Genomic DNA, 24,764 nt, shown 5'->3' on the forward strand with positions numbered 1-24,764 from the left:
GGGCGGGCCCGGCACCGTGGCCACGACCGGTTGCTAGCCTGCACGGATGGGACTGGACATCACCGTGGTCATGGCCGACTGGGAGCGGCTGGCCCGGATACCGGCGGGCGAGCGCCTGGTCGTGCTGACCGACGCCGTGCACCCGTACTTCTGCTGCGAGTCGTGCGAGGACGCCGACTCCGCGGTGCAGGGCGGGTGGGTGTGGCAGCGACAGTCGCCGTGGTGCGCCGAGTACCGGTTCCTCGGGACCACCGGTTCCTACAGCTGGCACTTCCACCTCGCCAACGCCTGGGAGGGTGTCAGGGCGTCGGTCGCGCCCGACCTGCGGGAGGCTCTCGACCGCTTCCTGGGAGGTCTGGTGTGGGACGGTCCGGACTACGGCTCCGCAGCGGGCGAGGACGACGGGTACCCGCCGGCGGGCGGCTTTCCCGACGATCCCGGACCGTGGTGTCCTCGTGTCCTCCTGCTCCGTGCGCCGGGCGAGGTGCCGGCGCTCGTCCGTGACTGGCGGACGGCCGAGCCGCGGCTGGAGGAGCTCCGCGAACCGTTCGACGCCCAGGCCCAGACCCAGGCCCAGGCCGAGGACGAAGCCGATGGCCGGGCGGCCCGGTCCGGCCGCTTCGACGAGGCGGTCGCGCTCCTGCGCGAGTGGGGCGAGGTGGTCACGGGGGCCGGGGAGCGGGGCTGGGGCCTGATCGGACTCCCGTACTGATCACGGCCCACCGCATCAGCCCCGCCCCGCCCCGCCCCGCCCGGACCGGCCCGGAGCGGGCACAGGGTGCCTGCGTCCGGGCCGGCTTCAGGCCGAGGCCGCGGCGACGCAGAACTCGTTGCCCTCGGGGTCGGCCATCACCACGTGATGCCCGTCGAACTCCGCCAGGACGGACCCACCCGCCGTCACCAGCCGATCGGACTCCGCCCTGATCCGGGCCCACCGCTCCTCGGGGCTGCCGTGTCCCGGCACCCGGACGTCGATGTGGAGCCGGTTCTTCGCCGTCTTCGGCTCGGGGACCTTGAGGATCGTGAGGCGGGGGCCGACGCCGTCGGGATCGCAGAGCCACGCCCCGTCGTCGACGGATTCGTCCTCCGGCAGGTCGAACTGCGCGAGCCACTCCTCGCGGGTCGCGAAGGGAGCGGGTGGCGGCTCGTCGACGTAGCCCAGCGCCGTCTTCCAGAAGTCGGCGAGGAGTTGTGCGTTCGCGCAATCCAGGGTCAGATCGATGGTGGCTGACATGGCAGGAGCGTACTGCGGACCTCCGACAGCCGCCGGTCGTCCGCCGGTACGCGTGAGCGCCAGGACGGGCCGACGCCCCTCGCGGCCGCCGGACGGGGCGGCCGCGAGGGGCGCGGCGGGTGTGACGGGCGTGCGGCCTACAGGTACACGCCGGAGACCTCGAAGGTCTGCACGGTACGGGCGTTGAAGGTGGACCAGAACCGGTTGCCGTGGAGGTAGGTGTCCTCGTAGTACCGGTAGCGCTCGCCACCGGGGTTCGTTCCGGTGGCCCACCGGCCGATCAGGGCGTTGTCCTGGCCGGGCGTGCTGAACCTGGACAGGTCGAAGTCGATCGTCTGCCCGTCTCCCCCGTAGTTCACGGCGACGATGACCAGCTTGTGGTTGACGCCGTCGTAGGCCGCGACGGCGTCGGGGTGGCCCGCGTCGATGATCGTCATACCGGGGCGGATGTGCCGCATGTACTGGGCGAGGACGTAGAACTTGGGGTTGACCGCGCCGATCACGCCGTTGGTGAGGCTGATCGCGCCGTAGTTGTTCCAGTCGAGGATCTGCCAGATGACCCAGGCCGTGGGGTGCAGCCAGCGCAGGTCGTAGTTGAGGTTCCGGGCGAGGAGCATGCCGCTGGTGTCCCCGTCGCCGTACTCGGACATCCAGATGTCCTTGTTGTCCGCCGCCACGGCCTGGTGGAGTGCGTAGCGGTCGCCGTTGTCCTCGTAACCGTGGACGTTGACCCGGCCCACGGCCGCGCGGGTGGCGGCGTCGAAGTCGGAGTTGTTGGTCCAGTTGTACACGGCGCTTCCGACGCCCCAGTCGTCGAGACCCGCCACCATCATCCAGTTCAGGCCCCGCACGTCCAGCTGGGCGCGGGTCTGCCGGACGATCTCGGCGATCTGGGGGCGGTCGTAGTGGCAACCCTCCTGCCCCTCGATCGACTCCGTCGACGCCTCCCACTTGGCCAGCGGTTCGTTGACGGGTTGAACGGAGGTGAAGTCGATGCCCCAGTGGTCGTGGGCGTACCGCGCCACCGTTGCCAGGTACGCCGCGTGACGGCCGAAGTTGCCGTCCTGGAGGTTGCAGGTGTGGCCGCTGACCGCTCCGCGCGGATCGTCGTTCTTCAGCATCCACCACATGGGCGAGTTGGTGAAGAGTTCGAACTTGTCCGCGCCCCGGTCCCGGGCCAGCCACATCATGTCGCGCTGGTTCGCGTCCGCGTTCCAGTTCCAGCTCGCCGACTGCGGGTCGTCCGAGAACCAGTCGAGCTGGTAGCCCTCGATCTTCTTGAAACCGTCCAGCGCCGGGACGGGCTTCATCGTCCTGCCGCCGATGCTGTTCGTCCCCGAGGCGCCGGCGTTGTAGCGGACCACGTTCATGCCCAGGCCGGGCACCGTCTCACCGTGGAACTGGACGGTCTTCCGGCTGAACAGCACGTCGGCCAGGTCCTCCTGCGGGCCCAGCTGGTTGGCCCACCAGGCCAACGACGTGCCCCAGCCCTCCCAGGTGCCCCAGGTGTGCGACGGATTGACCGTGGTGGTGAAGTCGGCCCTGGCGGTCCCCGCAGCGGCGACCACCGCCATCGCCCCGACCGGCACACCCACCAGTCCGCGCAGGACAGTACGACGTTCCATCAGCCCCCCCAACAGGCCCCCGCGCCGGAATCCCGACGCACGCGAACGGCACAGTACCGTACCGACACGACGACGAGGTCGGTCGGACGATCAGCGCTTCCGGCCACCTCGTCCGCCGGTCTGCCGGGAGGTCCCGGAGCCCGTCGAGGCCCGGTTCCCGTCGGCGCGAGCGGACCTGAGGCCGCGCCGGGAACGAACGCTGCTCCTCCGGCCGGCCCCGCGCGCAGCCGGTCGGCGTCGCGCCGGGCACCGACCGGCCGGGGAGGCCCGGTCGTTCTCGTCGACGCCTGCTCCGGGTGAGCCCGGAACGCGCGGAGGTCCGGGTGCCGTGCGGTCCCGTCCGTGCCCCCGGGTCAGCTGAACGGGCCCTGTTCGGTGAAGCGTTGCAGGGCGCGCGCGAAGATCCCGGCCTCGGCGGGGGGCCAGGTGGCGAGGGTGGCTTCGATACTGTCGGCCAGACGGCGGCGCATTTCGGCGACGGTGCGCTCGCCGTCCGGGGTGAGGGCGAGCAGGGTGGCGCGCTGGTCGTGGGGGTCGGGCTGGCGGCGGAGCAGGCCCGCCGCCTCCAGGCGGGTGGCGCGGCGGCTGACGCCGGAGCGGTCGAGGCCGATCTCGACGGCCAGGTCGGCGGCGCTGCGCGGGCCGGTGCGGCCGAGGCCGCTGAGGACGGGGTAGGTGACCTCGTCCACCGCTTCGCCGAGGTGCTCGGTGAGGCGGTGGTAGAGGGTGGTGCGGGTGCCGCGTCGCAGGAGGGTGGCGAGGGCGTCCGCGACGGCGTCACCGAGACCGGCGACGGCTGCGGCGTCGGGGGTGTCGGAGGTGTCGTCGGGGGTGGTGGCAGGCCTGGGGGAGGGGGTGTCCTTCACGCCTCCCATCCTAGCGTGCGCGGCGCACGCGTTCTGGGGTACAGTCCTTCCATAAGCGTGCGGCACGCACGCACCCCTGGTCCGTGGAAGGAACCGCCATGTCCGTCACCGCCTCGCACACCACCATCACCGCCGCCCTGACCGACCTGCTCCTGACCCCCGGCCTCGACCTCGACACCGCCGTCGACCGCCACTTCACCCCCGACTACCGCCAGCGCACCGACGGCAGTTGGGCCGACCGGGCCGCCTTCGTCGACCACATCCGCCACCTGCGCGGGGTCGTCGCCTCGGGCACCCTGGAGGTCCACGAGGAGTTCCACGCCGGCAACCTCACCGCCGACCGCCACACCGTGGACGTCGTCAAGACCGATGGCACCCAGGTCCGTATGGAGGTCTACCTCTTCGGCGAGTACGGCCCGTGCGGGCGCTTCCGGCGCATCGAGGAGACCACCCTCCTCCTCGACGGGCCCGAGGCCGAGCGGGACCTCGGCTCCGCGCGCTGAACCCCGCGCACCTGTCGCGGACGCTAGGACCGCTCGCGCACGGACGGCAACCGGTCGCACCACCGTCGCCCCGGTTCCCCGGCCCGGCGGCCACGCTGCGTGGCCGCCGGTCGACCGAGCTGCGCGGCTCCCGTTCCGGCGGGATGGTGGGAGGGAGAGGGCGCTCGCACTCCGGTCGCGCGCCCGTACCGCAACCTCCCGGGATGCTGACATGGATCCGACCATCACCTCGGCGGACCTGGCCGCCGCCATCGACCCGGAAACGTTCGGGAACCACCTCGCGAGCATCAAGCCCGCGCACGACCACATGGGCCACCACGGCCACGCGTCCTCCGTCCGCGAGGTGGAGTTCGAAGGCCACAAGATCAAGATCGTCACCTCGTACGAGATCACCGTGGACGGTCGGCCGCTCGCGGTCGGGCTCAACGTGCACGACGACGGCTCGCTGTCCTGCCACGGCCTGCCGGCCTACCAGTTCACCTCGGCGGTGGAGACGGTCCGGACGCTGATCCGCAAGTACCCCAGGCACTTCCCGAAGGACCCGTGACATGTCCGTCGTCCGAAGGAACATCCTCACCGACGCCGCCGCGCGGGACGACTACATCGAGGGCGTCCTCGCACTCAAACAGGAGGAGAGCGGCTTCACCACCCAGCAACTCGGCGTCCCGGGGCCGGCCGTCCCCGTGCACACCTACGACCAGTTCGTGATCTGGCACTGCTGGACGATGATGACCCCGATCCCACCGGGCGGGAACCCCGACGACCGCAACGCCGCCCACGCCGGGCCGATCTTCCTCCCGTGGCACCGGGTGATGCTCGGTCTGCTGGAGGCGAAGATCCAGAAGATCCTGGACAAGCCGGGCTTCGCGCTGCCCTACTGGGACTGGGCCGCCGACGGAGACCTCGGCTCGCCCACCGACGCGACCGTCTTCACCGAGCACTACCTGGGCGGGGACGGCGACCCCGTCAGCACCGGGAGGTTCGCGTTCGACCCGGCCGATCCGGCGACCTTCGCCGTCCGCATCGAGAGTGACCCCAGCGGGATGCCCGTCCAGGCCGACCCGCCCCGCGGCCTGAGCCGGTTCCTCGCCGTGGACTGGCCCGCCCTGCCGACCGGCACCGAGGTGAAGAGCACGCTCGCCTACGCGCCGCCGAGCGGCAGCGGGCCGGCGGCCCGCTACGACACCCTCGACTTCAACGTGTCCTCGCGGGGCTTCCGCAACCTGCTCGAAGGCTGGATCCCGAGCGATCCCGTCCGTCCGGTCCACATGCACAACCAGGTCCACGTGTGGATCAGCGGGGACATGGCGTTCGGTACGTCCCCCAACGACCCCGCGTTCTACCTGCACCACTGCAACGTGGACCGGATCTGGGAGGGCTGGATGAAGCGGTACGGCCGGATCTACTCCCCGGACATGAGCTTCCCGGCGAACAGGTTCAAGGGCGAGCGGATCGACGACCGGATCGTCTCGCCGCTCGGGGCGCACGCGACGCCGGGATCCGTGCTCGACTTCTCCGCCGTCTGCACCTATGACGTCCTGCCCTGACCGGTGACGGCTCCGCGGCCCCGGTCCGTCCGTGGCATCGGGGCCGGTTCGCCCGCGGGTCGGCGGGTTGCCGCCGCTCGGCGGAGGGACAGGATGGACAGTGGTGCCGTCAGCGGATTCCTCGTCCGGCGGTCGTGTGCGGGCCGGCCGGGCGGGGCGGTGTGGAGGTGTGGCGATGAGCAGGGTGGAGGAGTCGATCGACGTGGACGTGCCGGTCCGCGTCGTCTATGAGCAGTGGGCGTCGTTCGAGGACTTCCCGCAGTTCATGGAGGGTGTGGAGGAGGTCAGGCAGCTGGACGACCGCCGTGCCTACTGGCGGGTGAGGATCGCCGGACTGCTCCGGGAGTTCGAGACCGAGATCGTCGAGCGGGCGCCGGACGAGCGGGTCGCCTGGCGTACCACCGGCGAAACCGTGAAGCACTCCGGCACGGTCGACTTCGAGTCGCTCGACACGAGCCGGACGCGGGTGAGGATGGTCATGGTCTTCCAGCCCAACGGGCTGGCCGAGAAGGCCGCCGACAAGCTGGGTGTGCTCGACCGGCAGGTGCGGGGAGACCTGCGTCGCTTCAAGGAGTTCATAGAGGATCACGGCGTCGAGGGTGGCCCCCGGCCGGCGTCGGACAGCGCCTGACGCCGGACAGCGCCTGATGCCGGACCGCCGCGGGCCGGCCATGCGCGGTGCGGTCACGCGCGGGGCGGGCTCCGGCGGGCGGAGCGGGCGAGCCGTTCGGCCAGGGCTTCGACGAGTTCCCGGAGCTCGGCCGGGCGTTCGATGCTGAAGGGCCGGTCCAGCGAGGCCAGCGTGGCGGGCAGCCAGTCGAGCCGGTCCACGCGCAGGTCGACGCGGGACCAGCCGTCGGCCTGACGGTCCGCGTCGTCCGGGGTCGGCAGTTCCTCCACGATCGCGATGCCGGGCGGCAGCCGGGTGTGCACGTGGTCGGCCGTGGCCTGGACGTACAGGGTCACCCGATGCCGGTACGGGGCCGTGGCGAGCGACGTCAGGACGCGTTTCGCCGGGTCGGGTCCGGTGGGCGGTTCGAACGAGCCCGGCAGGGTCCGCACGTCCGTGATGCGGTCCAGCCGGAACGTCCGGTCCTGGCCGGTCGTGGGATCAGAAGCCGTCACGTACCACCTGCCCGCGTGGGCGACGAGCCCGTGGGGGTGCAGCGTGCGTTCGCTGCGGCGACCGTCCGCGGCGGTGTACCGGACGGCGATCGGGCGGCGGTGGTTCACCGCGTCGGCGACCGGCAGCAGGACGCCGGATTCCGGGGCCGCCGCCTCGCCGGGCCGAGCAGTGAAGGCGAGCGAGCCGAGCACGGCGTCGAGCCGGTGGCGGAGCCGTTCGGGCAGCACCCGCCGGATCTTGGCGGTGGCCGTCTCGCTCGCCGTGCCCGTGGCGGTCGTGAGCCCGGCCCGCTCGCCCGCGAGCAGGCCGAGCAGTACGGCGAGCGCCTCGTCGTCGTTCAGCATGAGCGGGGGCATGCGGTAGCCGGGGGCGAGCCGGTAGCCGCCGTGGCGCCCGCGGACCGACTCGACGGGCACGTCGAGGTCGACGAGGTGGCCGACGTAGTGCCGGACGGTGCGCTCGTCCACGTCGAGCCGGTCGGCGAGTTCGGTCGCGGTCCGGATGCCGCCCGACTGCAGGAGTTCCAGCAGGGCGAGCACGCGGGCGATGGGGCGAGGCATGTCCGGAAGTCTCTCGCACATACCGGGCGGATTTCGCCCGGTATCGGTCGTAGCGTGCGTTCGGAAGCACCGACCGACCAGGAGAGAACCCATGGACTTCGCCTCTGCCCGCATCATCACGGGCGGCGTCGCCCGACTCGTCCACTTCTACGAGCGGGCCACCGGAGCACCCGCCGACCGGTCCACCGAGGACTTCGCCGAGATCCGGCTCGCCTCGGCCACCCTCGCGATCGGCAGCACCCGGACGGTCCCGTTGTTCGCGCCCGGCTCCGCCCGCCCGGCCGACAACCACAGCGTCATCCTGGAGTTCCTCGTCGACGACGTGGACGCCGTGCACGAGAACCTGACCGGTTTCGTGGCGGACTTCGTCAGCGGGCCGACCACGATGCCCTGGGGCAACCGGTCGCTCCTGATCCGTGACCCCGACGGCAACCTCGTCAACTTCTTCACGCCCGTCACGCCTGCCGCCGTCGAGAGGTCCGCCCGCTGAGGACGAGCGCGGGCCGACCGGGCGCGCCGGTGACGCAGCACCCGGTCCGCCACCGGATCCGGCTCTCCTCCGGCCCGCCTCGTGATCAGTCGCGGTACAGCACGCCCCTGGCCGGGAAGCCCGTCCAGGTGAGGGCGAGCGATCCGTCGTCCTGGCGGGTGAGGAGGAGGTCGGCACTCGCGGCACACTCGCGCGCCACGCCCTGCCTGCTGATCGTCTCGTGACCACGTCGTGAGTCCGGAGAGGTCTCCAGGAGCGTCCAGGATCCGAGGCACCCCTGGACGGGGTACTCGATCTTGCCGAACGTCTCGCCGATCCTGGAATCCCACAGGGTGACGACGATCGGGTACGTGCCGGTCCTGTCGGTCACGGTCGCGCGCCACGTACCGGCCCACGGCGAACTCGGCAGTGCCGGGGCGGCGGTGGGCGTGCTTTCGCCGGGCGGTGCCGACGGGGCGGGCGCGGCTCCTGTCCGGTCGGCGGAGGAGGGCGCGGCCTCCGTCGGCCTCGTGTCGACGACGTGGACACCGTTCGTGGGGAACAGCCACGCCAGCAAGCCGATCAGGGCGCTGACCGATCCCGTGACCACACCGACCGCGGTCCAGTGCACGGCCCGACGACCGGCCCCGGGCTGTCCTTCGTCCAACGGAACGTCCTCCTCGGGCGAGCGCGCTGCAGCGTTCCCGGTACGGGAGGCACATGATTCCGTAGGCGCGGCGGTGCCCGTGCCGAGTGAGGGAAAACCGATGGGGCGGGCCGCCCGGCCGTGGCCCGCCCGGCGGGCCGTGCGCGGGGTGGCGAGAGCGGGGTGGCGAGCGCGGTCAGAACCAGTGCAGGCAGTGCGGGGAGCGTTCGGCGCGGAAGAGGGCGTCGGCACGGGCAGCCGCGTCCGGGCGGTGGGCCCGGACGTGTCCGGCCCGCACGAGCGTACTCGGGGCGGTGCCGCCGAGGTAGACCGAGCCCAGGTCGCGCACGTCCAGGGACAGGTCGGGCTCCCGGTCCGTCGGGACGCAGACGGCCCGGCCGTCCCGGGCGGTCAGCAGGTAGCGGCCGTGCTCGCCGAGGAACGGGTCGTGGACGTCGAGGACGAGCTCGCCGTCCGCGAACCAGCCGCGCGCGGCCAGCGCACGCGGGACGTCCAGCAGCCGCACCCAGAGCCAGTCGGTGTCGCCGCTCACCTGGCCGGCGCGGAAGTCGGCAAGCTGCCAGCGCAGCGGGTGCTCGGGAGGGAAGTGCTTGAACACGACCTGGGTGACGAGGTCGTGCCCGAGCACGAACCGGGCCAGGGCCGTGTGGGCGGCGTCATCGGTGGCGACGGTCTCGTCGACCGTCAAGGTGTCGGGCTCGCCGAGCGCGTAGCTGGCGTACCCGTCCGCGACGCCGTCGGCGTTCCGGTGGACGGCGACGTGGCGCGGCGCCGCCGAGACCGGGGGCTGGCCCGCGCGCAGGGCCCACCAGCGGTGCGGCCGGGACAGCGCGCCGGGCTGGGCGCGGCGGTACCGGTCGTAGACCTCCTCCAGGATGCCGCCGCACTCGGCGCGCCGCAGGAGCTCGACCGTGCCGGTGTCCGGGGCGGTGCCCGAGGTGGTACCCGCGGTGTTCGCCGGCGCGTCGGCCCGTCCGTGCGCCCGGGGGAGCGCGAGGGCGGCCCGGTGGCGCGGCACCGTCAGCCGCTGCGTGTAGGTGGCCGGCCCGTAGCCGAACCTGCCGTAGATCGGGGCCTCGGAGGCCAGCAGGACCGAGAGGAACTCCCCGCCTGCCCGCAACCCGGCGAGCTGATGCCGCATCATCGCGCCGAGCACGCCCTGGCGCCGGTGCGAGGGCAGGACGCCGACCGCGGTCACACCGGCGACCGGGACGAGGTGCGAACCGGGCAGGGTGAGTTCGAAGGCGTGCGTGGCGGCCGTGCCGACGGGCCGCCCGTCCTCCGCCAGGGCGAGCAGGCAGCGGTCCATGTCGATCGCCGACCACCAGAGCCCGCCGCCCTCGACCGGGGTCTCCGGGAAGCGCCCGAACGCGGCATGGACCGTGTCGACGAAGACGTCAAGGTCCTTGTCGCTCGTGGAACGAATCTCCATCGCTGCCGCCGCCTCCCCGGGATACCGGGCACCACGAGCCGTGGTGCCCGGCCACAGTGCAGCGCCTATCCACCGCCGGGGCAAGCGAATTACGGCCTGCCCCGGGGCTGGTCATATCATCTAGCGTCCAACGGAGGGAGTCCGAGCGGTCAGCCAGACCTTCAGCTCCGCGCACGCGGCTTGTCGTGCTCCTTCGGAGCCGGACCACCAAGTGAACATCCGGGTACCGGAGTCGAGATCCTCCCACCACCGGCGGGCACTCTCGGTGAGGTGGTGACGGGCAGTCCCGTCGGTCCGGGCAGCCCACCGAGCAAGCCGGGGGGCGACCGAGGAGCTCGCTGTCGTGCCCCGCTGTCTTCCGTGGCCGGCGCGGCCTCCAGGTTCCACCTCCGGCACCGACCGAGGCCGGCGGCACGAGGGGAGCGGGAGGCCCGGCCTGCGCCCGGCTCGGGGCAGGCCGGGCGGCTGTCGGACCCGCGTGCGATCGTCTGTGGACGATCGCACGCGGGCTGCGGGCGCTCGCTTCGGTACCGGAGGGGGCAGGTGAGCAGGATGACGGGTTGGACCGGTGCGACCTGGGACAGCTGGGGGCACCTCGGTGACATTCGTGCGCGGCTCGATGCGGGAGCCGACCCGGATACGTGGGGCGAATTCCGGCCCCTGCACCGGGCGGCGACGGTGGGCTCGCCCGAGGTGGTGGCCGAACTGGCGGGCCGCGTCTCGGACGTGAACACGCTGTGGAACGGGACGACGGCACTGTGGGAGGCCGTCGTGGCCGGCAGGCCGGACAATGCCCGGGCCCTCGTCGCGGCCGGTGCCGATCCCTGGCTGCCCCAACTCGGCGGTTGGTCGCCCGGCGGGCTGGCCCTGGCCGGCCCGGTCCCCGACCTGTTCCCCTTCCCCGTTCCCGACGGACAACCCGGCCCGACCGCTGCCGAGCAGGTCACCGCCCGGTACGGTCGGCAACTCGTCGAGGCGCTGGGCCGCTTCCACTTCGAAGGCACCGGCCTCGCCTGCGTCGCCGGCATCGACGCGGCCGAGGCGATCCGCCGTCTGGACGCGACACCGGTGGACGAGGAGACCGCGGAGGACTTCCTCGACAACCCGTACGAGGTCGACGCGAGCGAGAGGATGCTCGTCGCCGGCGTCACGACCGTGCCCGGCGGATGCGTCGTCACCCAGCCCTGGGGCTACACCCCCTCAACCCCGGTCGCCATGGCCCGCCTGACTGTGGGCACCAGAGGCTACGGCCTCTACGCCAACGCCAAGAGTGGCAACCAGGGCCGCATCGCCCGCAACGGCACGAACGGGGCCCACGGCCTCCACCCCGGTGGCGGCCCCCACCTCGACGACAGCCGCGAGGACGTCCTCACCGGATACCTCTACCACGGCCACGCCGTCGCCCAGGCCTGCGCCTTCGCCGGACTGCGGCCCACCGATGCCCGCGCCGTCACCGGCCCCGCCGACACCTGGATCCGATTGCCCGACCTCGACTACTGGGAACTCCGCTCCGACCGCAGGGGCTGATCCCGGCCTTCGGTGGCGCCCCCGTCGAGCGTCACGAGGCCGGACGACTGCGGTGGCTCCCCGTGCGCCCCGGCGGTCAGGTGGCCCTGGGTGTCGGGTCGGCGTGGAGCGCGGCGAAGGAGAGGAGCAGCGCGGCGGTCCCCGGTGGATCCTCCAGGATGGGGGCGTGCCCGGCGCCCGGCAGCAGGTCGACTCGCGCGCCAGGGACGACGAGGTAGTCGGCGGCGGACGAGGGACGCCATCGGCGGTCCTGGTCGCCGAAGATCACCTGCAGCGGCTTGCCGAGGGCCGTCAGCCGGTCCGGGAGCGCCTGCCGGTCCAGATAGGCGGTGGACGCCTGCATGGCCGCGGCGACCGCCCGAAACGTCATGCCGCGCAGCTCGTCGACGAGGTCCTGGCGGACGAACTCGGGTGGAGCCGCAAGCGTCTGTGGTCCCGGTTCCACGCGCACGTCGGCCTTCCGCCGAAGAGCGTCGCGAAACTGGTCCGCTTCGACCACGCCGTGCACCGCCTGGTCGCCGGGGGAGCCGTGGCCCGCGTCGCGGCGGACGCCGGCTACTACGACCAGTCCCACCTCCATCGGGACGTCATGGAGTTCACCGGCACGACCCCGGCCGCCGTGTCGGGCGAGCCGTCCTCACGGTGGACGACCGCGCCTGGCCGGCCGTGTAGCGCCCGTGTGGGGAGCGCGACGGATCCCCCGGGCCCGGCCGGTGTCCCGACGGGACGCGGGGGTCACTTCTCCGGTGCCGTGCAGGCGTCGGGTCGGCTGCCCGGCGGGAGGAGTCCGCGTTCGGCCTCGGACAGTTCGCGGGCGGCGAGGTCGCACGCGCGTCGGCGCCAGGTCTCCGGGTCCAGCGGCAGCACCTCCACGGACGAGCCCTCGGACCAGGCGAGCCGGCTGCCGTCCGCCGACCAGTCGCCCGTCGCCCCGTAGCCGGGGGAGAAGTGGTACAGCTCCGTGCCCTTGCCCACGTCCCAGAAGGTGAAGGAGTTGGCCGTGGCCACGGTGCTCAGCCGGGACGGGGTGGGGAAGCCGTTGAGCCACTGAACGCCTTGGTAGGCCAGTGTCCGCCACGTGTGCTTGTCCATGTCGCGGATCCTGAGGACCTCGTCGGTGGTGACCACGGCCAGCAGCCGGCCCGTCTGGTCGAAGGTCATCTGCCGGGGCGTGCCCTTCTCGGAGTCGAAGCTCTCGACGACCTTGCCCTCCTTGAAGTCCCAGATCTGGATCTCGTCTCCCCCCGAGCGGACGGCCGCCTGGTTGTGACCGGCGCGGGCCACACCGAAGACGGTGGAGGCCGCGGCCGACAGGTCGACCGGCTCCTGGACCGACGGCCGGTACGGCTTCCCGGCCTGCGCGCCGGACCGGAGGTCCCAACGGGACACGTAGGAGACGGCCGAGACCACGGCGTGGTCGTCGCCGTCGAACCAGACGTTGACCCAGGCCGGGGTCCGGCCCGTGCGGGGATCGACGCCCGCCGGATCGATCCCCGGGGGAGCGGGCAGCACCAGGCGGCGCACCTCGGCGAGTTCGGTGCCGGGGTCGGTGCCGGGCGGCCGCAGATCCCAGACGAGGACGCCGAGGCCGTCGGTCGTGACGGTCAGCAGCCGCCTGCCGTCGGGGCTGAACATCGGGTAGCTGCGCGCGAGTGGGGCGGAGGGGTGCAGGGCCGCGAGCTGGCGGCGCGTCTTCAGGTCCCACAGGCGCAGGGTCCTGCCGTCCGCGTCGACACTGGCGATTCGGTCGTGGTCCACGTCGACGGTGCGGATCAGGCTCGTGAGCATGGCACTGTCGAAGCCGGTGGGCGCGGGCACCCGGGCGACGACGACGGTGCCGCCCGCGCTGACCGCGACCCTCATCGCGTCGGGGGGACCGGCGAGGCTCACGGCCGGCAGCGTGGTCGAGCCCGCGACGAACTCGTCCTGCTGTGCGGGGGCGGGCAGATCGAGCGTGGCGGGCAGTCCCTCCTGGAGGTCCAGCACCAGGAACCGGTACCGGCCCAGGCCGGCCCCGAACCGCTGCGCGGGGTTGAGCAGGAAGCGTCCCGTCCGGTCGAGCCGGGGCACGTACAGCGGGCAGACCAGGCCCAGTTGGCTGGTGCTGTACTGCTTCTTCACCCTCGGCTGCCCGGTCAGGTCCCAGGCCTGGAGGACTCCGTTGGCGGTGCACCGCACGAGGGTGGAGCCGTCCGCGCTGACCGTGACCTGCCCGACTTCCTGGCTGCCCCAGGTCTCCTCGTCCCGGAGGCCGCCGGACAGCTGCCAGCGCACCAGCTTGCCGTTCGCGCCGGCGGCTGCGCCCTCCGGGACGATCCGGCCGATGACGGTGGCACCGTCCGGGCCGAACCAGGCGTGCGAGGCGTTCCAGCCGGCCGGGGGTACGAGGGTGTCGCCGACCCGCGATCCCGTGGCCGTCTCCCACACCGAGACCCCTTCACCGGGGACGGCTGCGAGCAGCCGCTGCCCCGGGGCGTCGAAGCGGATGTCCGAGGCTGCCCGCGCGTTGTTGCGGGCCTGCTCGGTGTCCCGCAGCTTCACCGTCCGCCAGCTGCCGTCGGTCTGACGGGTGCCCGCCGTGACGAGGCCGTAGGGGGTGGAGGTCGCGACGGTGCGGCCGTCGGCCGAGGCCGTGACCAGCCGGACGACCCCCGTTCGGATCTGTGAGAGCTGCGGCGATCCGGTGGTGAGGTCCACCCCCAGGAGGTCGCCGGAGTGGAGGCCGACGGTGACGTGCTTGCCGTCCTCGCTGATGAACGTGTCCCGGACCTCGCCCTTGCCCTCCAGCACGATCTGTTCGACGTGCCGCATGCGGACGTACTGCTCGAACAGCGCCGTCTGTGCCTCGGGGGCCGGGTCCGTGCGGTACGCGGCGGCGCTCACCAGGGCCGAGGTGGTGAGCGACACGTCGTCGAGCCGGCCGGCGAGTTGCGCGAGCTGCGGGGAGGCGGCCCGCCGCAGGTCCTCGCCGAGCTTGCCGTTGGCCCCGTAGAACATCCAGGAGAAGGTGCCGGCGACGACCAGCAGGGCGCTCAGGAGGCAGATCACCGCCTTCCTGCGCCACTTGGCCCAGCGGGCCTGGGAGGCCTCTTCGGTGCGCCGGGCCAGGCTTGCCTCGTAGAACTCCCGCTCGGGAATCGAGAGTTCGCTCATGCGGGCCCGGACCTGGGCGACGGCGGTGTCGAGCGGCGCGCCCGTCAGGAGCTGGTCCCGGGCCTGGTCCAGCTCGCGCCAGCGGTCGAGGTCGTGGCGGAAGCCGGCGCGCCAGGTGAGGAACTCCCGGTCCTGCGCCACCTGGTGGGCCAGGGTGGGCCAGGCGCCGATGAGCGCCTCGTGGGCCAGTTCGACGGTCTGGCCGCGCTCCGGATCCCCGCCGACGACCAGGATCCGCCGCTCCGCGAGCCGGCTGGCGATCCGCCACCGCTCCTCCCCGGCCTCGGCCCGGCTCAGCACCCCGCGCAGCGGCGCCTCACCTCCCGGCATCAGCCTGACCAGGGCCGTGAGCAGCCGCAGGGCCTCCTCCCGGTCGACCTCCGCGATGCCGTCCCGCCAGGCGGCCTCCGCGTGGCGGCCCAGGGCGCCGCGAACCCCGCCGATCTCCTCGTACGCGGTGAACCTCAGGCGGCCCAGGGCCCGTTCGTCCCACAGTCGCGCCAGGACGAAGCCCAGCAGGGGCAGGACACCGGGCCCGGTGCCGGCGTCGTCGAGCATCCGGGCGACCAGCCCGGGGTCGTAGGAGAAGGCGGGGATGCGGGCCAGTGGCCGCAGGATCACCTCGGACATCTGGGCACGGGTCATCGGCAGCAGCGGCCGGACGGCGGCCCGGTCCAGGGCCGGTCCCAGCACGGGGTGCGAGAGCGCCGCCTCCATGAAGTCGGCCCGGAGGGTGACGAGTACGCGCAGCCCCGGGGGGCGCGGCTCGGGGAAGAGGAGTCCCACGGTGAGGTCGTCCGCGCGCCGGGGGTCGGGCAGGACCGCCTCGGCCTGGTCGAGGACGACGAGAAGGCGTTGGGCGCGCTCGCCCAGCGCGAGCCGGGCGGTGACCGGCAGGCCGTGGCGGATCAGGGACTCCTCCAGGTGCCGCGGCCCCGCCGGTCCGGCGCGCAGCTCCGGCCGGGCCAGCCGGGCGAGTTCCGCGGCGAGGGCGGTGCGTACGGGGATCCCGTCGGCGGCGCGCACCACGAGTACTTCGTAGCCCCGCGCACGCATCCGCGGCGCCACTCCGGCCAGGGCCAGGGAGGACTTCCCGCAGCCCGAGGGGCCGACGACGGCCACGCAGGTCCGCGGGCCGGAGTCGAGGAGGGCGGTCACGTCCGCCACCTCGCCGTCGCGGCCGAAGTACACCTCGGCGTCCGCCTCCTGATAGGTGCCCAGTCCCCGGAAGGGGGAGGCGGGGGTGAGGACGGGAGCGAGCGGCGGGACCTCCGCGATCAGGGTCTGCGTGGGGATCATGAAGCTCTGCCGGGCTCCGGAGAGCTGGGCGGCCACGACCATCCCGACGACGGCCCCGGCCTGCTCGTCCCAGACGGGGCTGCCGCTGAATCCCTTGTCCACGCTGACGCCCTGCTGGTCGGCGCCCGAGAGCTGCACCCACCCCTCGGCGGTCGCGCCGCGCAGCCGCCCGGCGTGCCACACGCCGCCGGGGGAGACGGCGGGGAATCCCGCCACCCGTACGGGGTGCTGCCACACGCTCGCAGGCGAGGCCATGGCCAGTGGGGTCGCGCCGCGGATCGGTGCCGCCAGTCGCAGGACGGCGATGTCCCCGGTGCCGTCGGCCCGCAACGGGACCCAGTACGTCACTCCCGCCGCGGCCCGGCCGGCAGTGCCGGACAGGGGCCGGTCCAGGGTCAGGGTGCCCTGCGGCTCCCGGACCTGCGTGCGCGGCAGGCCCAGGGCGTCGGCGACGACATGGGCACAGGTCACGGCCAGGTCCGGGGCCACGAGGAACCCGACGCCGCCGACCGTTCCGTCGGGGCCCGTGACGCGGACGATGGCGGAGCCCAGCGCGGCGTCCGCGTTCGCGGACCCGCTCGCGATGGTCATCCCGACCCCTTACGGAGTGTCGAGCGGCGCCGGGGAGTTCCAGGTCAGGGTCACCGAGAAGTTGGCCTCGGTGGCGGTGCTCGCGATCACGATGTCCGCCTCGGCCGACAGGGAGACCCCGAACTCCAGCGTGATCTCGTCCGGCCGGTGGACGAGACCGCCCAGCCGGCTCACGAAGCTGTCCGCGACCGGCCGGATGCCGTCCAGCATCTCCCCGAAGGAGCGCGACGCCCGCGCGACGGCGCCACCGCCGCGCCCGACCCTCGCCAGCGACTCGTCCACCTCGCGGATCTGCACGCGCAGCATCCCGTCGGTACCGTCCCCCAGCGGGACTTCGACCGTACGTACCTCGGTACCCATGCTCCGACCACCTTCCCCCGTTGTCCGGTTTCCCGGTTGCCCGGCAACTTTCCCATGACCATGGGGAGTTGCGGCAAGACCGCGAGCGATGTGCGCGGGGATGGCCGAATCGGAACCACGGGGAGGCGGACCGCGACGGCCCTCCCGCCCCGCCCCCGCACCCGCGCAGTTACCAGGGGCCGACGCGTCGACCCCGGTCGGAGCCGGGCCGGGGTGGCCGGGCCGGGGTGGCCCTCGCGACAGGGCCACCCTGAGCGGACTCAGCCCTGCTGCGCGAGCCAGTCGGTGTAGCGGGTCTCCGCGAGGCGGGCGTCGGGGCCCGGGAGGAGGGTGGCCTCCTGAAGCCGGGCGCCGAAGTAGGGGGCGGCCGGGTCCGCCACGACCGTGCGCGGGTCACCCTTGTCCGCGAGCCCCTTGCGGATGAGCTCGTCCAGCCGGAACGCCTCCGGTCCGGCCACCTCCACGATGCCGTTGACGGGGCTGCCGACGGCCGTGCGGCCCACGGCGGCGGCCACGTCGTCGGAGTGGATGGGCTGGATCTTCACGGGGGCCAGGCGCACGGTGTCGCCGTCGGTCGCCGCATCCGCGATGCCCTTCATGAACTCGAAGAACTGCGTCGCGTGGACGATGGAGTACGGGATCCCACCGGCTGTGATCAGCTCCTCCTGCGCCTGCTTGGCACGGAAGTAGCCGCTCTCCTGGAGCAGCCGGGTGCCGACCACGGACAGTGCGACGTGGTGGGTCACGCCGGCGTTCGCCTCGGCCTTCAGGAGGTTGGCGGTCGAGGTGCGGAAGAACCTCAGCACGGCCTCGTCCTCGAACGAGGGGGAGTTCGACACGTCGACCACGACCGAGGCGCCCTCCAGGACCTCGGCGAGGCCCTCGCCCGTCAGTGTGTCGACGCCGGTGTTGGGCGCGGCCGCCACCGCCTCGTGGCCGTGTTCGCCGAGCCTGGCGACCAGCTTCGAGCCGATGAGTCCGGTGCCACCGATCACTACGACCTTCATGGGGGTGATCCTCTCGCGGAGATCCTTCTGACCTGTCCGGGGCGGTCCGATCGGCCGCTCGCGCGCACCGGTCGGTCCCGCCCCACACGGGTAGACCGGACGGCCGGCTGATCTGTGACGCGGCACCCGGGTGAATCTCCGGAATCCCCCCGGGGAGCGCAGCGCGGCCGGTCACCACGACCGCGCCGCGCCCCCCGGGGGGCCTCAGCCGTCCAGGGACGCCACGAAGGGCGACACCTTGGCCGGGTTCATCAACCACATGATCGTCTCGATCCCCTCGGTGGACACGTCCACGCAGAGGAGGGCCGTGGTGGCCCCGGCCGACGATATGAGAACGGCAGGCCGGCCGTTGGCCTCGACCCACCGGAGTTCCGTTCCGGGCCAGAACCGCGGGGCGAAGGCCACCAGGTACCTGGCCACGGGGAGACGCCCGACGACCGGGATCCTGGACGCGCCGCGTGTTCCTCCGCCGTCGGAGTAGCTGACGACGTCCGCGGCCAGCACCTTCTCCAGCACCGCGAGGTCGCCCGTCTGCGCGGCGCTGAGGAACACCTCCAGGAGGCGCCGGTGCTCGGCGGAGCTGACACGCTCCCGGCGTGCGGCGGCCAGGTGCTTGCGCGCCCGGCTCACCAGCTGACGGGTGTTGGCCTCACTGGTCTCCAGGATGTCCGCGATCTGCCGGTAGGGGTAGTCGAAGGCCTCCCGGAGGACGTAGGCCGCCCGCTCGACCGGGTTCAGCCTCTCCAGGAGCCGGAGGACGGCCAGTTCGAGCGCCTCGGCCCGCTCGGCCCCCACCTGGGGATCCGCGCCGGTGTTGACCGGCTCGGGCAGCCACGGACCGACGTACGACTCGCGCCGGACCCGGGCGGACTGGGCGAAGTTGATGGCCAGACGGGTGGTGACGGTGGCCAGGAACGCGGCGGGTTCGAGGATGTCCGCGCGGTCGGTGTTCTGCCACCGCACCCATGCTTCCTGGACGATGTCCTCGGCCTCCACCGTGCTGCCGAGCACCCGGTAGACGATGCCGAAGAGTCGCGGGCGTATCGCGAGGAAGTCCTTCGCCGCCCGGTCGAGCGAATTGGCGTCGGCGCCGGCGTCCATGATCGTCCCTTCCAGCCGTGAGGGCCTCATGGTACAAGCCGTTCGAGTACGGTGCGCACGCGGTCGGGAGAGATCGTCCTGAGGGTCGATCCGAGCTGAAACCCTTTGTGGGCAGCGGTCGTTCGCGACCTGCGGACGTCCGTGTCACAACGCCGGGGAGTGTCCGGTCAATGTCGTCGAACGGCCGGGGGAGCGCGGCGGCCGGGCCTCCGCCGGACGGTGCGCCCCCCGGAACGATGACCCGATGGAGGGGTACGAGGCGATGACGGTCAAGGACACGGCGCACGGGCACGGGCACGGGCACGCGAACGGAGCCGACCACGGTGGCGCGTCGGAGGGTTGGACGAGGGCGGCGACGATGCTGCAGGACGCCTCGCCGATCACGGTCCCCGAGGGGGCCTCGGCGATGACCGTCCACATCGAGTGGGCACCCGGCGACCCCGGCACTCCGCCGCACCGCCATTCGGGGCCGGCCTTCGGGTACGTCGTCGAAGGCGCCGTCCGCTTCGAACTCGAAGGCGAGCCCGAGCGGGTGGTCGAGGCCGGCGGCACGTTCTGGGAGCCGGGCGGTGACGTGATCCACTACCAGGACGGCAACGCGCTGACGGACGCCCGGACCCGGTTCGTGGTGACGATGATGTGCGCGCCGGGCAAGCCCATGCTCGAACTGGTCGACCAGGACGAGCTGGAGAAGCGCGTGCACCTGCGTGCGCCCCGGCCGACCGGGGACCGCTGACCGGTCGGCGTGCCGTGACCGTCGGCCCGCTGGTCCGTCGGTCCGTCGGCCAGCCGTGACCGCCCCGCGCGTCGTCGGGCCGGCGCTGCGCGAGTCCCGGCAGCATCCGCGCCCGACGGTTCGCCGTCGCCGTGGCGGAGGGGGGAGCCGTCGACGCGGGGGCGGGCCGGCGAGCGGAAGTCAGCCGGCGGCCCGCGAGGGCGGGGTGTCCCCGGAACCACCTGCGAGGGGGATGTCCGCGACCGGTTCCCAGGAGAGTTCCCAGGCCGACTCGCCGTCCGGCCGGGGGGACAGGCGGAACTGCACGTCGAGCAGGCGGAGGCCGGTGAAGCGGAGGCGCGCGTGGCTCGGCGCCAGGCTCCGCAGCGCCGTCTGCAACGCGTCGGAGGACGCCTCGGCCCAGGCGTAGCCGAGCGAGATGTGGTGGCGGCCGCCGTTGTGGAGCAGTGCGCCGGGCCCGCGGACCTCGCGGATCGCGTCGCGGACCCGCTCGCGCAGCTCGACGAGTCCGTCGTCGGGGGACAGGTCCAGGAACGCGCCGAAGCGGTTGGCGATCGGGGAGCCGGCGGTGACCTCCAGCGGGCCCGTGGCGGCCACGTGCCTGTGCAGGGCGGCGACGAGGTCGTCGCGCTCGTCGGCCGTGATCCTGTCCGCGGTGGTGTCGGCGATCATCTCGACGGTGCAGTGCAGCGTGTCGTCACCGATCGGGGTGATCGGGTAGGAGCTCATCTCGCTCCGGCACGCGCCGACCAGGCGGGCCAGCGGGCCGTTGCTCCACACGTCCGGGACGGCGTAGACGTGCAGGACGCGGGCGCCGTCGGGCCACGGCGCGCCCTGGAACCTCGGAACGAACTTCTCCACGATCACGACTCCTCGGCATCGGTATCGGTATCGGCGGAGTCGAAGTCGGTCGGTGGAACCCGGTGCCGGGACGTCCCAGGGGCCGCCGAGAGGCTCCGACGCCAGGGTGTCCAGTCTGCCGTGGAGGGCGGGCCGGCACCTCCGGTTTCGTGATGTCCGGCGGCCACCCCCGGCCCGGATGCTCCGCGCCCGCAGGTGCCGACCGGCCGGCTGGTCGTCGGAGGCCGGAAAATCGCACCGGAAGTCGATCACACGCGAGACTTTCGGAGACAGCCCCTCGCCCCGACCCCTCGCGACAGTGGTCCCCATGCACGAAACGACGACCAAACGACGCAACGGCTGCCTGATCGGCTGTGGGGTGATCGGGGTGCTCCTCCTCGTTCTCCTCGCCCTCGGAGGCTGGCTGCTCTACAGCAACTACCGCGACGGTTTCATCGAGGGGAAGGAGTACGACGCCGTCCAGGTCGGCACCCCGGAGGCGGACGTCCGCCGCGAACTTCCGGACGGCGACAGCTTTTTCACCAGGATCCTCGCCGAGGACCTGAGCAGGGGCGAACCGGCCGTGCCCGAGGGTTCCGGGTGCCTGCGCCTGCTCTCCACGGAATCCGCAGAGCGGAACGACGACGTGATCGTCTTCCGGTTCTGCTTCCGCAACGGCACCCTGGCGGAGAAGACCTCGTACACCGTTCGGGGCTGACGCCGCATCAGGCCGCTCCGGCGCCCCGGGCGGTGCGCGACCGGAGCCACACGCCCTCCTCACCAACCCGCGATCCGGGCGACGAAGAAGAGCACGACGCAAACCACGAAGACCGCGACCACCATGATCGGCCACGGGCCCCACGCCCGGCGCAACTCCGGAGGCTCCGGGGTGGAGATGCCGGCGGTGGTGCTGCTCTCCGCGGGCGGCGTCTCCTGGGGAGTCGGGCCGACGGCGGGTCGGGCGGTGTCGTCGCCCGACCGTGCGGCGGCCGCGGCGGAAGCGGCTCCGCCCCGGACCCGTCCGCCGTCGGCCCCGGTCCCGTGGCGCTCCAGGAAGTCGAGTGTCGACAGGAGGTCGAGTTCCTCGCCCGGCCCGGCAGGCCCGTGGACACGGGTGAAGAGGAATCTACCGTCGTCCGAGAAGAACGACTCCACGGCGAGGCCGGACCGCGCGAACCGGAGGGTCCTCCGTGGTCGTGGAGCGGCGTCCTCCACCGACCATCCCAGGGCCGCGGCCCTCGCGTGCAGATCGGGTCGCTCCAGGCTCCCGGGCGTCCGCGAACCCCGGGGCGTCTGCGAACCTGCTGTCGCCATGATCGGCCTCCCGTCCCGTGGGCGGGCTGCGCCGTCCACGTCACCCGGCACGTCTACCCGAATGTGTGCGAACCAATCGCGCGGGGGGGAGTTCTGCCGCCGCCGGACCGCCGGACCGCCCGGGTGCCCGGGCAGTCCGGGTGCGCCGTCGCCGCCGACGAGGGCGCTGATCTGCGCGTCCGCCCCGTAGCTTCCGCCGGGGGCCCCGGAGGTGCCCCGCCGGGTTCGGGCCGTACCCTGCCGGAGCGGGCGTAGCGTGTACTTCACCCGGACGCGGTGGGTGCGAGAGAGTGGGCGCATGGACAGCTTGGACTTTCGCAGTGGCAACCTGGACGCTACGGAAGCCTTCCTCTCATCCGCGTACACGCCGATGCGGATCGGGGGGCCGGTGAGCGACGCCCGGGTGCGGATCAGCCGGCGAGCGGTGGGGTCGCTGAGCGTGGACCGCCTCGTGCTCGGCTACGACATGCGGTACGACGCCGGCAGCCTCGGAAAGGTCTGCCTGATCAGCATGCACGCCGGTACGCTCGTGGACCGGACCGGTGGCCGCGAGACGGTATTCGGCCCGGGGGAGACGTTTCTCCTTGCCCAGCCCGACCTCCCGTACCGGGGAGAGGTGCGGTCGGCGCGCTACACCATCGCGATGTTCGACACCGTCCTGCTGGACCGGATGGCCGTCGCCGGCGGGACGGCCGGTCCGGGGCCGGTGAGGCTGACGGCCCCCAGGGCGACCACCGCTGACGGGAACGACCGGCTCACCGCCGCGGTCGCCTACCTGCGGGACGCCGTGCTGAACGATGCGGGGTCCTCGCCGGGTGCCCTGGTCGTCTCCACCGCGGCGCACCACCTGGCCGCGGCCGTGCTGTCCGCGCTGCCCCACACCGCCAGGACCGCGCCCGCTCGCGTCGACACCCGCGACGCCGGCAGCGGCACGCTCCGACGGGCGGTCGCGTTCATCGACGACAACGCCCACCGCGACCTCACGCTCGCCGACATCGCGACCGCCGCCAGGGTCACCCCGCGCGCACTGCAGTACGCGTTCCGTCGCCACGCCGGGACCACACCCCTCGGCCATCTGCGCCGGGTCCGCCTGGAGCGGGCGCACGCGGACCTCGCGGCAGCGGACCCGTGCGACGGCGCGACCGTCACGGAGATCGCCATGCGCTGGGGGTTCGCCCACCCGGGCCGGTTCGCCGACATGTACCGCGGGGCGTACGGCCGGGCGCCCTCGCGCACGCTCCACGGGGACCGTACCGGCCGACGATGACTGCGGGCGGCCGGGAGCCGGTTCGCGGCGAGCGGCCGGTCAGGACGGCGTGGGCTCGGTGGCGGGCCGCACCCCCAGGAGGGCGCTCGTCTCCGTCAGGCGCAGCAGTCTGCGCAGCTGGTCCCGAGGTGAGGCCACCTGGAAGGTGACGCCCAGGCCGGCGGCGGTCAGCCGGCCTCGGAGGAGTTCGTTGAGTCCGGCCGACGCGCAGAAGCTCAGCTCCCCGCAGTCGACGACGAGGGTCGTCGGCAAGGGGGTGGCACCGAACTCGTCCTCCAGGGCGGCGCGCAGGACGGCGGCCGTGTCCATGTCGGCATACCCGTCCAGTGCCACCTGCCGTACACCGGGCGCGGTTTGACGGCGGGTGATGCGAAGTCCGGATTCCACTGCTGCCTTTTCCTGAACACGGCCGACGCTTGCTCCGCCCCACTGTGCCGTGCCCCGACGCTCCTCGCAGCACCGGGAACGAAGCCGGCCGGCCCCGGGACCGGCCGGAAAACGAAACCGGGGCCGCTGCGTCCGGTGGGTGCGGGTGCCGTCGAGGTATCCCGGCGCATCCGGCGCATCCGGCGCACCCGGCTCCGCGGCCCGGGGCCGGGCGTCGCGGCGTGCGGAGGGTTCAGAGGGGGATGACGAGGACGGCCTGCGGGCCCTTGGGGGTCTGCCTGACCTGGTACTCGACGCGGTCGCCCTCGTCCAGGGTCGGGTACCCGAGAGTGACGATGGCGGAGGCGTGGACGAGGACGTCCGGGCCGGGGACGTCCGGGCCGGGGACGTCCGGGGTGATGAACCCGTAGCCCTTGTCGGCGTTGAACCACTTCACGGTGCCGAAGTTGATCAGCGCGCGCCGACTCCGTACGGCCTGGTCGGACGCGGCCTCTCCGGACGCGGCCGGGCCCGACACGGCCTGGGCGGACGCCGTCGGTGCGGTGTCCGCCCGGGCCGGGGAGCCGGCCGCGGCCAGGGCGCCGAGGGCGAGGGCGGGCACGCACACCAGGGCCGCCACGCGGCCGTGCAGGGGAAGGGGGAGGGGCATCGCGGGGCTCCTGACGAGAGGTGCGCCCGGGCCCGGGCGGGGATCGTCCCCGAGCTCGGGCCGCGCTCACGCACAGTTGATCTTTTCCTCACCATGTGTGCCGGAGCTCCTCCCCGCAAACCCGGGGCGATCGCGTGGCGCCGCGCGGTGGCCCCCGTCGAAGCACGCCGGCCAGGCTGCGGCGCGGGCAGGTCGGGGCAGGGACGGCGCGATCCGAGTCCGCCGTTCCGGGGACGCCGTGGACGGACCGGCTCGAACGCGGGCGCTCAGCGGGTGGCCGTGAGGACCCGCGCACGGCGCCGGCCGCCACCCCACCGCGAACAGCGGCGTGGTGGCGGCCGTGGAGGGCCTGCTCCCTACGATGGGGCACGGCTGCGGAGGCACCGGGTAAGGGGCCCGGTCCCACGCGGCCCGCACGGGCCGCGAGGCGGGGGGGGCGGGGCGGGCGGGGGCGCCCCCCCGCAGGGGGGGGGGGGCGAAACAGCCGGGGGCACCACGCCCGGC

At 73.2% G+C, this 24,764-nt stretch carries 24 protein-coding genes and 2 pseudogenes; 11 read left to right on the top strand and 15 right to left on the bottom strand.

Features of this window, described 5'->3' with window-relative positions; translation table 11 throughout:
- Positions 1–46 precede the first annotated feature (46 nt).
- Positions 47–712, top strand: a complete 666-nt coding sequence (locus ABZY91_RS27470; protein WP_355405660.1) for a hypothetical protein — start codon at positions 47–49, stop codon at positions 710–712.
- An 87-nt stretch (positions 713–799) separates the two neighbouring features.
- Here ABZY91_RS27470 and ABZY91_RS27475 read toward each other — a convergent pair whose 3' ends face one another.
- The 3 genes from ABZY91_RS27475 to ABZY91_RS27485 all read right to left on the bottom strand — a co-directional run bounded on the left by ABZY91_RS27475 (position 800) and on the right by ABZY91_RS27485 (position 3,608).
- Entirely contained in the window at positions 800–1,234 is a 435-nt protein-coding gene (locus ABZY91_RS27475; RefSeq protein ID WP_355405661.1) for a VOC family protein, read from the bottom strand.
- A 137-nt stretch (positions 1,235–1,371) separates the two neighbouring features.
- Complete coding sequence (locus tag ABZY91_RS27480; RefSeq protein ID WP_355405662.1) at positions 1,372–2,859, bottom strand: glycoside hydrolase; 1,488 nt, start codon at positions 2,857–2,859, stop codon at positions 1,372–1,374.
- A 353-nt stretch (positions 2,860–3,212) separates the two neighbouring features.
- Positions 3,213–3,608, bottom strand: a complete 396-nt coding sequence (locus ABZY91_RS27485) for a MarR family transcriptional regulator (protein ID WP_329883821.1) — start codon at positions 3,606–3,608, stop codon at positions 3,213–3,215.
- Between the two features lie 215 nt (positions 3,609–3,823).
- Here ABZY91_RS27485 and ABZY91_RS27490 point away from each other — a divergent pair, with 215 nt between their 5' ends.
- The 4 genes from ABZY91_RS27490 to ABZY91_RS27505 all read left to right on the top strand — a co-directional run bounded on the left by ABZY91_RS27490 (position 3,824) and on the right by ABZY91_RS27505 (position 6,406).
- Positions 3,824–4,228, top strand: a complete 405-nt coding sequence (locus ABZY91_RS27490) for a nuclear transport factor 2 family protein (protein WP_355405663.1) — start codon at positions 3,824–3,826, stop codon at positions 4,226–4,228.
- 211 nt (positions 4,229–4,439) lie between these two features.
- Positions 4,440–4,775, top strand: a complete 336-nt coding sequence (locus ABZY91_RS27495; protein WP_329950232.1) for a hypothetical protein — start codon at positions 4,440–4,442, stop codon at positions 4,773–4,775.
- A gap of 1 nt (position 4,776) precedes the next feature.
- The gene (locus ABZY91_RS27500) at positions 4,777–5,775 is read left to right on the top strand and encodes a tyrosinase family protein (protein WP_355405664.1); all 999 of its coding nucleotides are present in this window, start codon (positions 4,777–4,779) and stop codon (positions 5,773–5,775) included.
- A gap of 175 nt (positions 5,776–5,950) precedes the next feature.
- On the top strand, positions 5,951–6,406 hold the full coding sequence (locus ABZY91_RS27505; protein WP_355405665.1) for an SRPBCC family protein: 456 nt from the start codon (positions 5,951–5,953) through the stop codon (positions 6,404–6,406).
- 53 nt (positions 6,407–6,459) lie between these two features.
- Here ABZY91_RS27505 and ABZY91_RS27510 read toward each other — a convergent pair whose 3' ends face one another.
- The gene (locus ABZY91_RS27510; protein WP_355405666.1) at positions 6,460–7,461 is read right to left on the bottom strand and encodes a WYL domain-containing protein; all 1,002 of its coding nucleotides are present in this window, start codon (positions 7,459–7,461) and stop codon (positions 6,460–6,462) included.
- 91 nt (positions 7,462–7,552) lie between these two features.
- Between ABZY91_RS27510 and ABZY91_RS27515 the strand changes: the two genes are divergently transcribed.
- On the top strand, positions 7,553–7,951 hold the full coding sequence (locus tag ABZY91_RS27515) for a VOC family protein (protein WP_355405667.1): 399 nt from the start codon (positions 7,553–7,555) through the stop codon (positions 7,949–7,951).
- Positions 7,952–8,036: 85 nt separating this feature from the next.
- Here the strand turns inward: ABZY91_RS27515 and ABZY91_RS27520 are convergent, their stop codons facing one another.
- Positions 8,037–8,597 carry a hypothetical protein gene (locus tag ABZY91_RS27520; RefSeq protein WP_355405668.1) on the bottom strand — a complete coding sequence of 187 codons (561 nt, stop codon included), beginning with the start codon at positions 8,595–8,597 and terminating at the stop codon, positions 8,037–8,039.
- Positions 8,598–8,772: 175 nt separating this feature from the next.
- Positions 8,773–10,029, bottom strand: coding sequence for a GNAT family N-acetyltransferase (locus ABZY91_RS27525; protein WP_355405669.1), 1,257 nt, complete (start codon positions 10,027–10,029; stop codon positions 8,773–8,775).
- A 552-nt stretch (positions 10,030–10,581) separates the two neighbouring features.
- On the opposite strand from ABZY91_RS27525, the gene ABZY91_RS27530 reads away from it, so the two are divergent.
- Positions 10,582–11,556 (top strand): ankyrin repeat domain-containing protein, encoded by a 975-nt coding sequence (locus ABZY91_RS27530; protein ID WP_355405670.1) that lies wholly within the window; start codon positions 10,582–10,584, stop codon positions 11,554–11,556.
- A 76-nt stretch (positions 11,557–11,632) separates the two neighbouring features.
- Here the strand turns inward: ABZY91_RS27530 and ABZY91_RS27535 are convergent, their stop codons facing one another.
- Positions 11,633–12,130, bottom strand: a complete 498-nt coding sequence (locus tag ABZY91_RS27535) for an alpha/beta fold hydrolase (RefSeq protein WP_355405679.1) — start codon at positions 12,128–12,130, stop codon at positions 11,633–11,635.
- On the opposite strand from ABZY91_RS27535, the pseudogene ABZY91_RS27540 reads away from it, so the two are divergent.
- Positions 12,011–12,493 (top strand): annotated as a pseudogene (locus ABZY91_RS27540) (helix-turn-helix domain-containing protein); the annotation flags it as partial. The gene ABZY91_RS27535 and the pseudogene ABZY91_RS27540 sit on opposite strands and share 120 nt — an antisense overlap.
- Positions 12,494–14,826: 2,333 nt before the next feature.
- Here the strand turns inward: ABZY91_RS27540 and ABZY91_RS27545 are convergent.
- The 4 genes and pseudogenes from ABZY91_RS27545 to ABZY91_RS27560 all read right to left on the bottom strand — a co-directional run.
- Positions 14,827–16,599: pseudogene (locus ABZY91_RS27545) on the bottom strand (trypsin-like peptidase domain-containing protein); the annotation flags it as partial.
- Between the two features lie 9 nt (positions 16,600–16,608).
- Positions 16,609–16,959 (bottom strand): CU044_2847 family protein, encoded by a 351-nt coding sequence (locus ABZY91_RS27550; RefSeq protein ID WP_355405671.1) that lies wholly within the window; start codon positions 16,957–16,959, stop codon positions 16,609–16,611.
- Positions 16,960–17,219: 260 nt separating this feature from the next.
- Positions 17,220–17,966: an SDR family oxidoreductase gene (locus tag ABZY91_RS27555; RefSeq protein ID WP_355405672.1), complete on the bottom strand. Its 747-nt coding sequence runs from the start codon at positions 17,964–17,966 to the stop codon at positions 17,220–17,222.
- A 204-nt stretch (positions 17,967–18,170) separates the two neighbouring features.
- The gene (locus ABZY91_RS27560; protein WP_355405680.1) at positions 18,171–19,067 is read right to left on the bottom strand and encodes an RNA polymerase sigma-70 factor; all 897 of its coding nucleotides are present in this window, start codon (positions 19,065–19,067) and stop codon (positions 18,171–18,173) included.
- A 358-nt stretch (positions 19,068–19,425) separates the two neighbouring features.
- Here ABZY91_RS27560 and ABZY91_RS27565 point away from each other — a divergent pair, with 358 nt between their 5' ends.
- A complete protein-coding gene (locus tag ABZY91_RS27565; protein ID WP_329883823.1) occupies positions 19,426–19,803 on the top strand; it encodes a cupin domain-containing protein in 378 nt (125 codons plus the stop codon).
- Positions 19,804–19,983: 180 nt separating this feature from the next.
- Here ABZY91_RS27565 and ABZY91_RS27570 read toward each other — a convergent pair whose 3' ends face one another.
- On the bottom strand, positions 19,984–20,664 hold the full coding sequence (locus ABZY91_RS27570) for a hypothetical protein (RefSeq protein WP_355405673.1): 681 nt from the start codon (positions 20,662–20,664) through the stop codon (positions 19,984–19,986).
- Positions 20,665–20,971: 307 nt separating this feature from the next.
- Between ABZY91_RS27570 and ABZY91_RS27575 the strand changes: the two genes are divergently transcribed.
- A complete protein-coding gene (locus ABZY91_RS27575; RefSeq protein WP_355405674.1) occupies positions 20,972–21,361 on the top strand; it encodes a hypothetical protein in 390 nt (129 codons plus the stop codon).
- A 59-nt stretch (positions 21,362–21,420) separates the two neighbouring features.
- Here the strand turns inward: ABZY91_RS27575 and ABZY91_RS27580 are convergent, their stop codons facing one another.
- Positions 21,421–21,957: a DUF6480 family protein gene (locus tag ABZY91_RS27580; protein WP_355405675.1), complete on the bottom strand. Its 537-nt coding sequence runs from the start codon at positions 21,955–21,957 to the stop codon at positions 21,421–21,423.
- Positions 21,958–22,255: 298 nt separating this feature from the next.
- Here ABZY91_RS27580 and ABZY91_RS27585 point away from each other — a divergent pair, with 298 nt between their 5' ends.
- A complete protein-coding gene (locus tag ABZY91_RS27585) occupies positions 22,256–23,224 on the top strand; it encodes an AraC family transcriptional regulator (protein WP_355405676.1) in 969 nt (322 codons plus the stop codon).
- A gap of 39 nt (positions 23,225–23,263) precedes the next feature.
- Here ABZY91_RS27585 and ABZY91_RS27590 read toward each other — a convergent pair whose 3' ends face one another.
- Both ABZY91_RS27590 and ABZY91_RS27595 read right to left on the bottom strand, forming a co-directional pair.
- Positions 23,264–23,611: an STAS domain-containing protein gene (locus tag ABZY91_RS27590; RefSeq protein WP_355405677.1), complete on the bottom strand. Its 348-nt coding sequence runs from the start codon at positions 23,609–23,611 to the stop codon at positions 23,264–23,266.
- Between the two features lie 232 nt (positions 23,612–23,843).
- Positions 23,844–24,062 carry a cold-shock protein gene (locus ABZY91_RS27595; RefSeq protein WP_355405681.1) on the bottom strand — a complete coding sequence of 73 codons (219 nt, stop codon included), beginning with the start codon at positions 24,060–24,062 and terminating at the stop codon, positions 23,844–23,846.
- Positions 24,063–24,764: the final 702 nt, after the last annotated feature.

Source organism: Kitasatospora sp. NPDC002965 (assembly GCF_040611255.1).
In the GTDB taxonomy this organism is placed as follows: domain Bacteria; phylum Actinomycetota; class Actinomycetes; order Streptomycetales; family Streptomycetaceae; genus Kitasatospora.

Excerpts from the sequence above, each read along its gene's own strand:
- ABZY91_RS27470 (WP_355405660.1), top strand. The coding sequence starts at position 47 with ATGGGACTGGACATCACCGTGGTCATGGCCGACTGGGAGCGGCTGGCC.
- ABZY91_RS27475 (WP_355405661.1), bottom strand. The coding sequence starts at position 1,234 with ATGTCAGCCACCATCGATCTGACCCTGGATTGCGCGAACGCACAACTC.
- ABZY91_RS27480 (WP_355405662.1), bottom strand. The coding sequence starts at position 2,859 with ATGGAACGTCGTACTGTCCTGCGCGGACTGGTGGGTGTGCCGGTCGGG.
- ABZY91_RS27490 (WP_355405663.1), top strand. The coding sequence starts at position 3,824 with ATGTCCGTCACCGCCTCGCACACCACCATCACCGCCGCCCTGACCGAC.
- ABZY91_RS27495 (WP_329950232.1), top strand. The coding sequence starts at position 4,440 with ATGGATCCGACCATCACCTCGGCGGACCTGGCCGCCGCCATCGACCCG.
- ABZY91_RS27500 (WP_355405664.1), top strand. The coding sequence starts at position 4,777 with ATGTCCGTCGTCCGAAGGAACATCCTCACCGACGCCGCCGCGCGGGAC.
- ABZY91_RS27505 (WP_355405665.1), top strand. The coding sequence starts at position 5,951 with ATGAGCAGGGTGGAGGAGTCGATCGACGTGGACGTGCCGGTCCGCGTC.
- ABZY91_RS27510 (WP_355405666.1), bottom strand. The coding sequence starts at position 7,461 with ATGCCTCGCCCCATCGCCCGCGTGCTCGCCCTGCTGGAACTCCTGCAG.
- ABZY91_RS27515 (WP_355405667.1), top strand. The coding sequence starts at position 7,553 with ATGGACTTCGCCTCTGCCCGCATCATCACGGGCGGCGTCGCCCGACTC.
- ABZY91_RS27525 (WP_355405669.1), bottom strand. The coding sequence starts at position 10,029 with ATGGAGATTCGTTCCACGAGCGACAAGGACCTTGACGTCTTCGTCGAC.
- ABZY91_RS27530 (WP_355405670.1), top strand. The coding sequence starts at position 10,582 with ATGACGGGTTGGACCGGTGCGACCTGGGACAGCTGGGGGCACCTCGGT.
- ABZY91_RS27550 (WP_355405671.1), bottom strand. The coding sequence starts at position 16,959 with ATGGGTACCGAGGTACGTACGGTCGAAGTCCCGCTGGGGGACGGTACC.
- ABZY91_RS27555 (WP_355405672.1), bottom strand. The coding sequence starts at position 17,966 with ATGAAGGTCGTAGTGATCGGTGGCACCGGACTCATCGGCTCGAAGCTG.
- ABZY91_RS27560 (WP_355405680.1), bottom strand. The coding sequence starts at position 19,067 with ATGGACGCCGGCGCCGACGCCAATTCGCTCGACCGGGCGGCGAAGGAC.
- ABZY91_RS27565 (WP_329883823.1), top strand. The coding sequence starts at position 19,426 with ATGCTGCAGGACGCCTCGCCGATCACGGTCCCCGAGGGGGCCTCGGCG.
- ABZY91_RS27575 (WP_355405674.1), top strand. The coding sequence starts at position 20,972 with ATGCACGAAACGACGACCAAACGACGCAACGGCTGCCTGATCGGCTGT.
- ABZY91_RS27580 (WP_355405675.1), bottom strand. The coding sequence starts at position 21,957 with ATGGCGACAGCAGGTTCGCAGACGCCCCGGGGTTCGCGGACGCCCGGG.
- ABZY91_RS27585 (WP_355405676.1), top strand. The coding sequence starts at position 22,256 with ATGGACAGCTTGGACTTTCGCAGTGGCAACCTGGACGCTACGGAAGCC.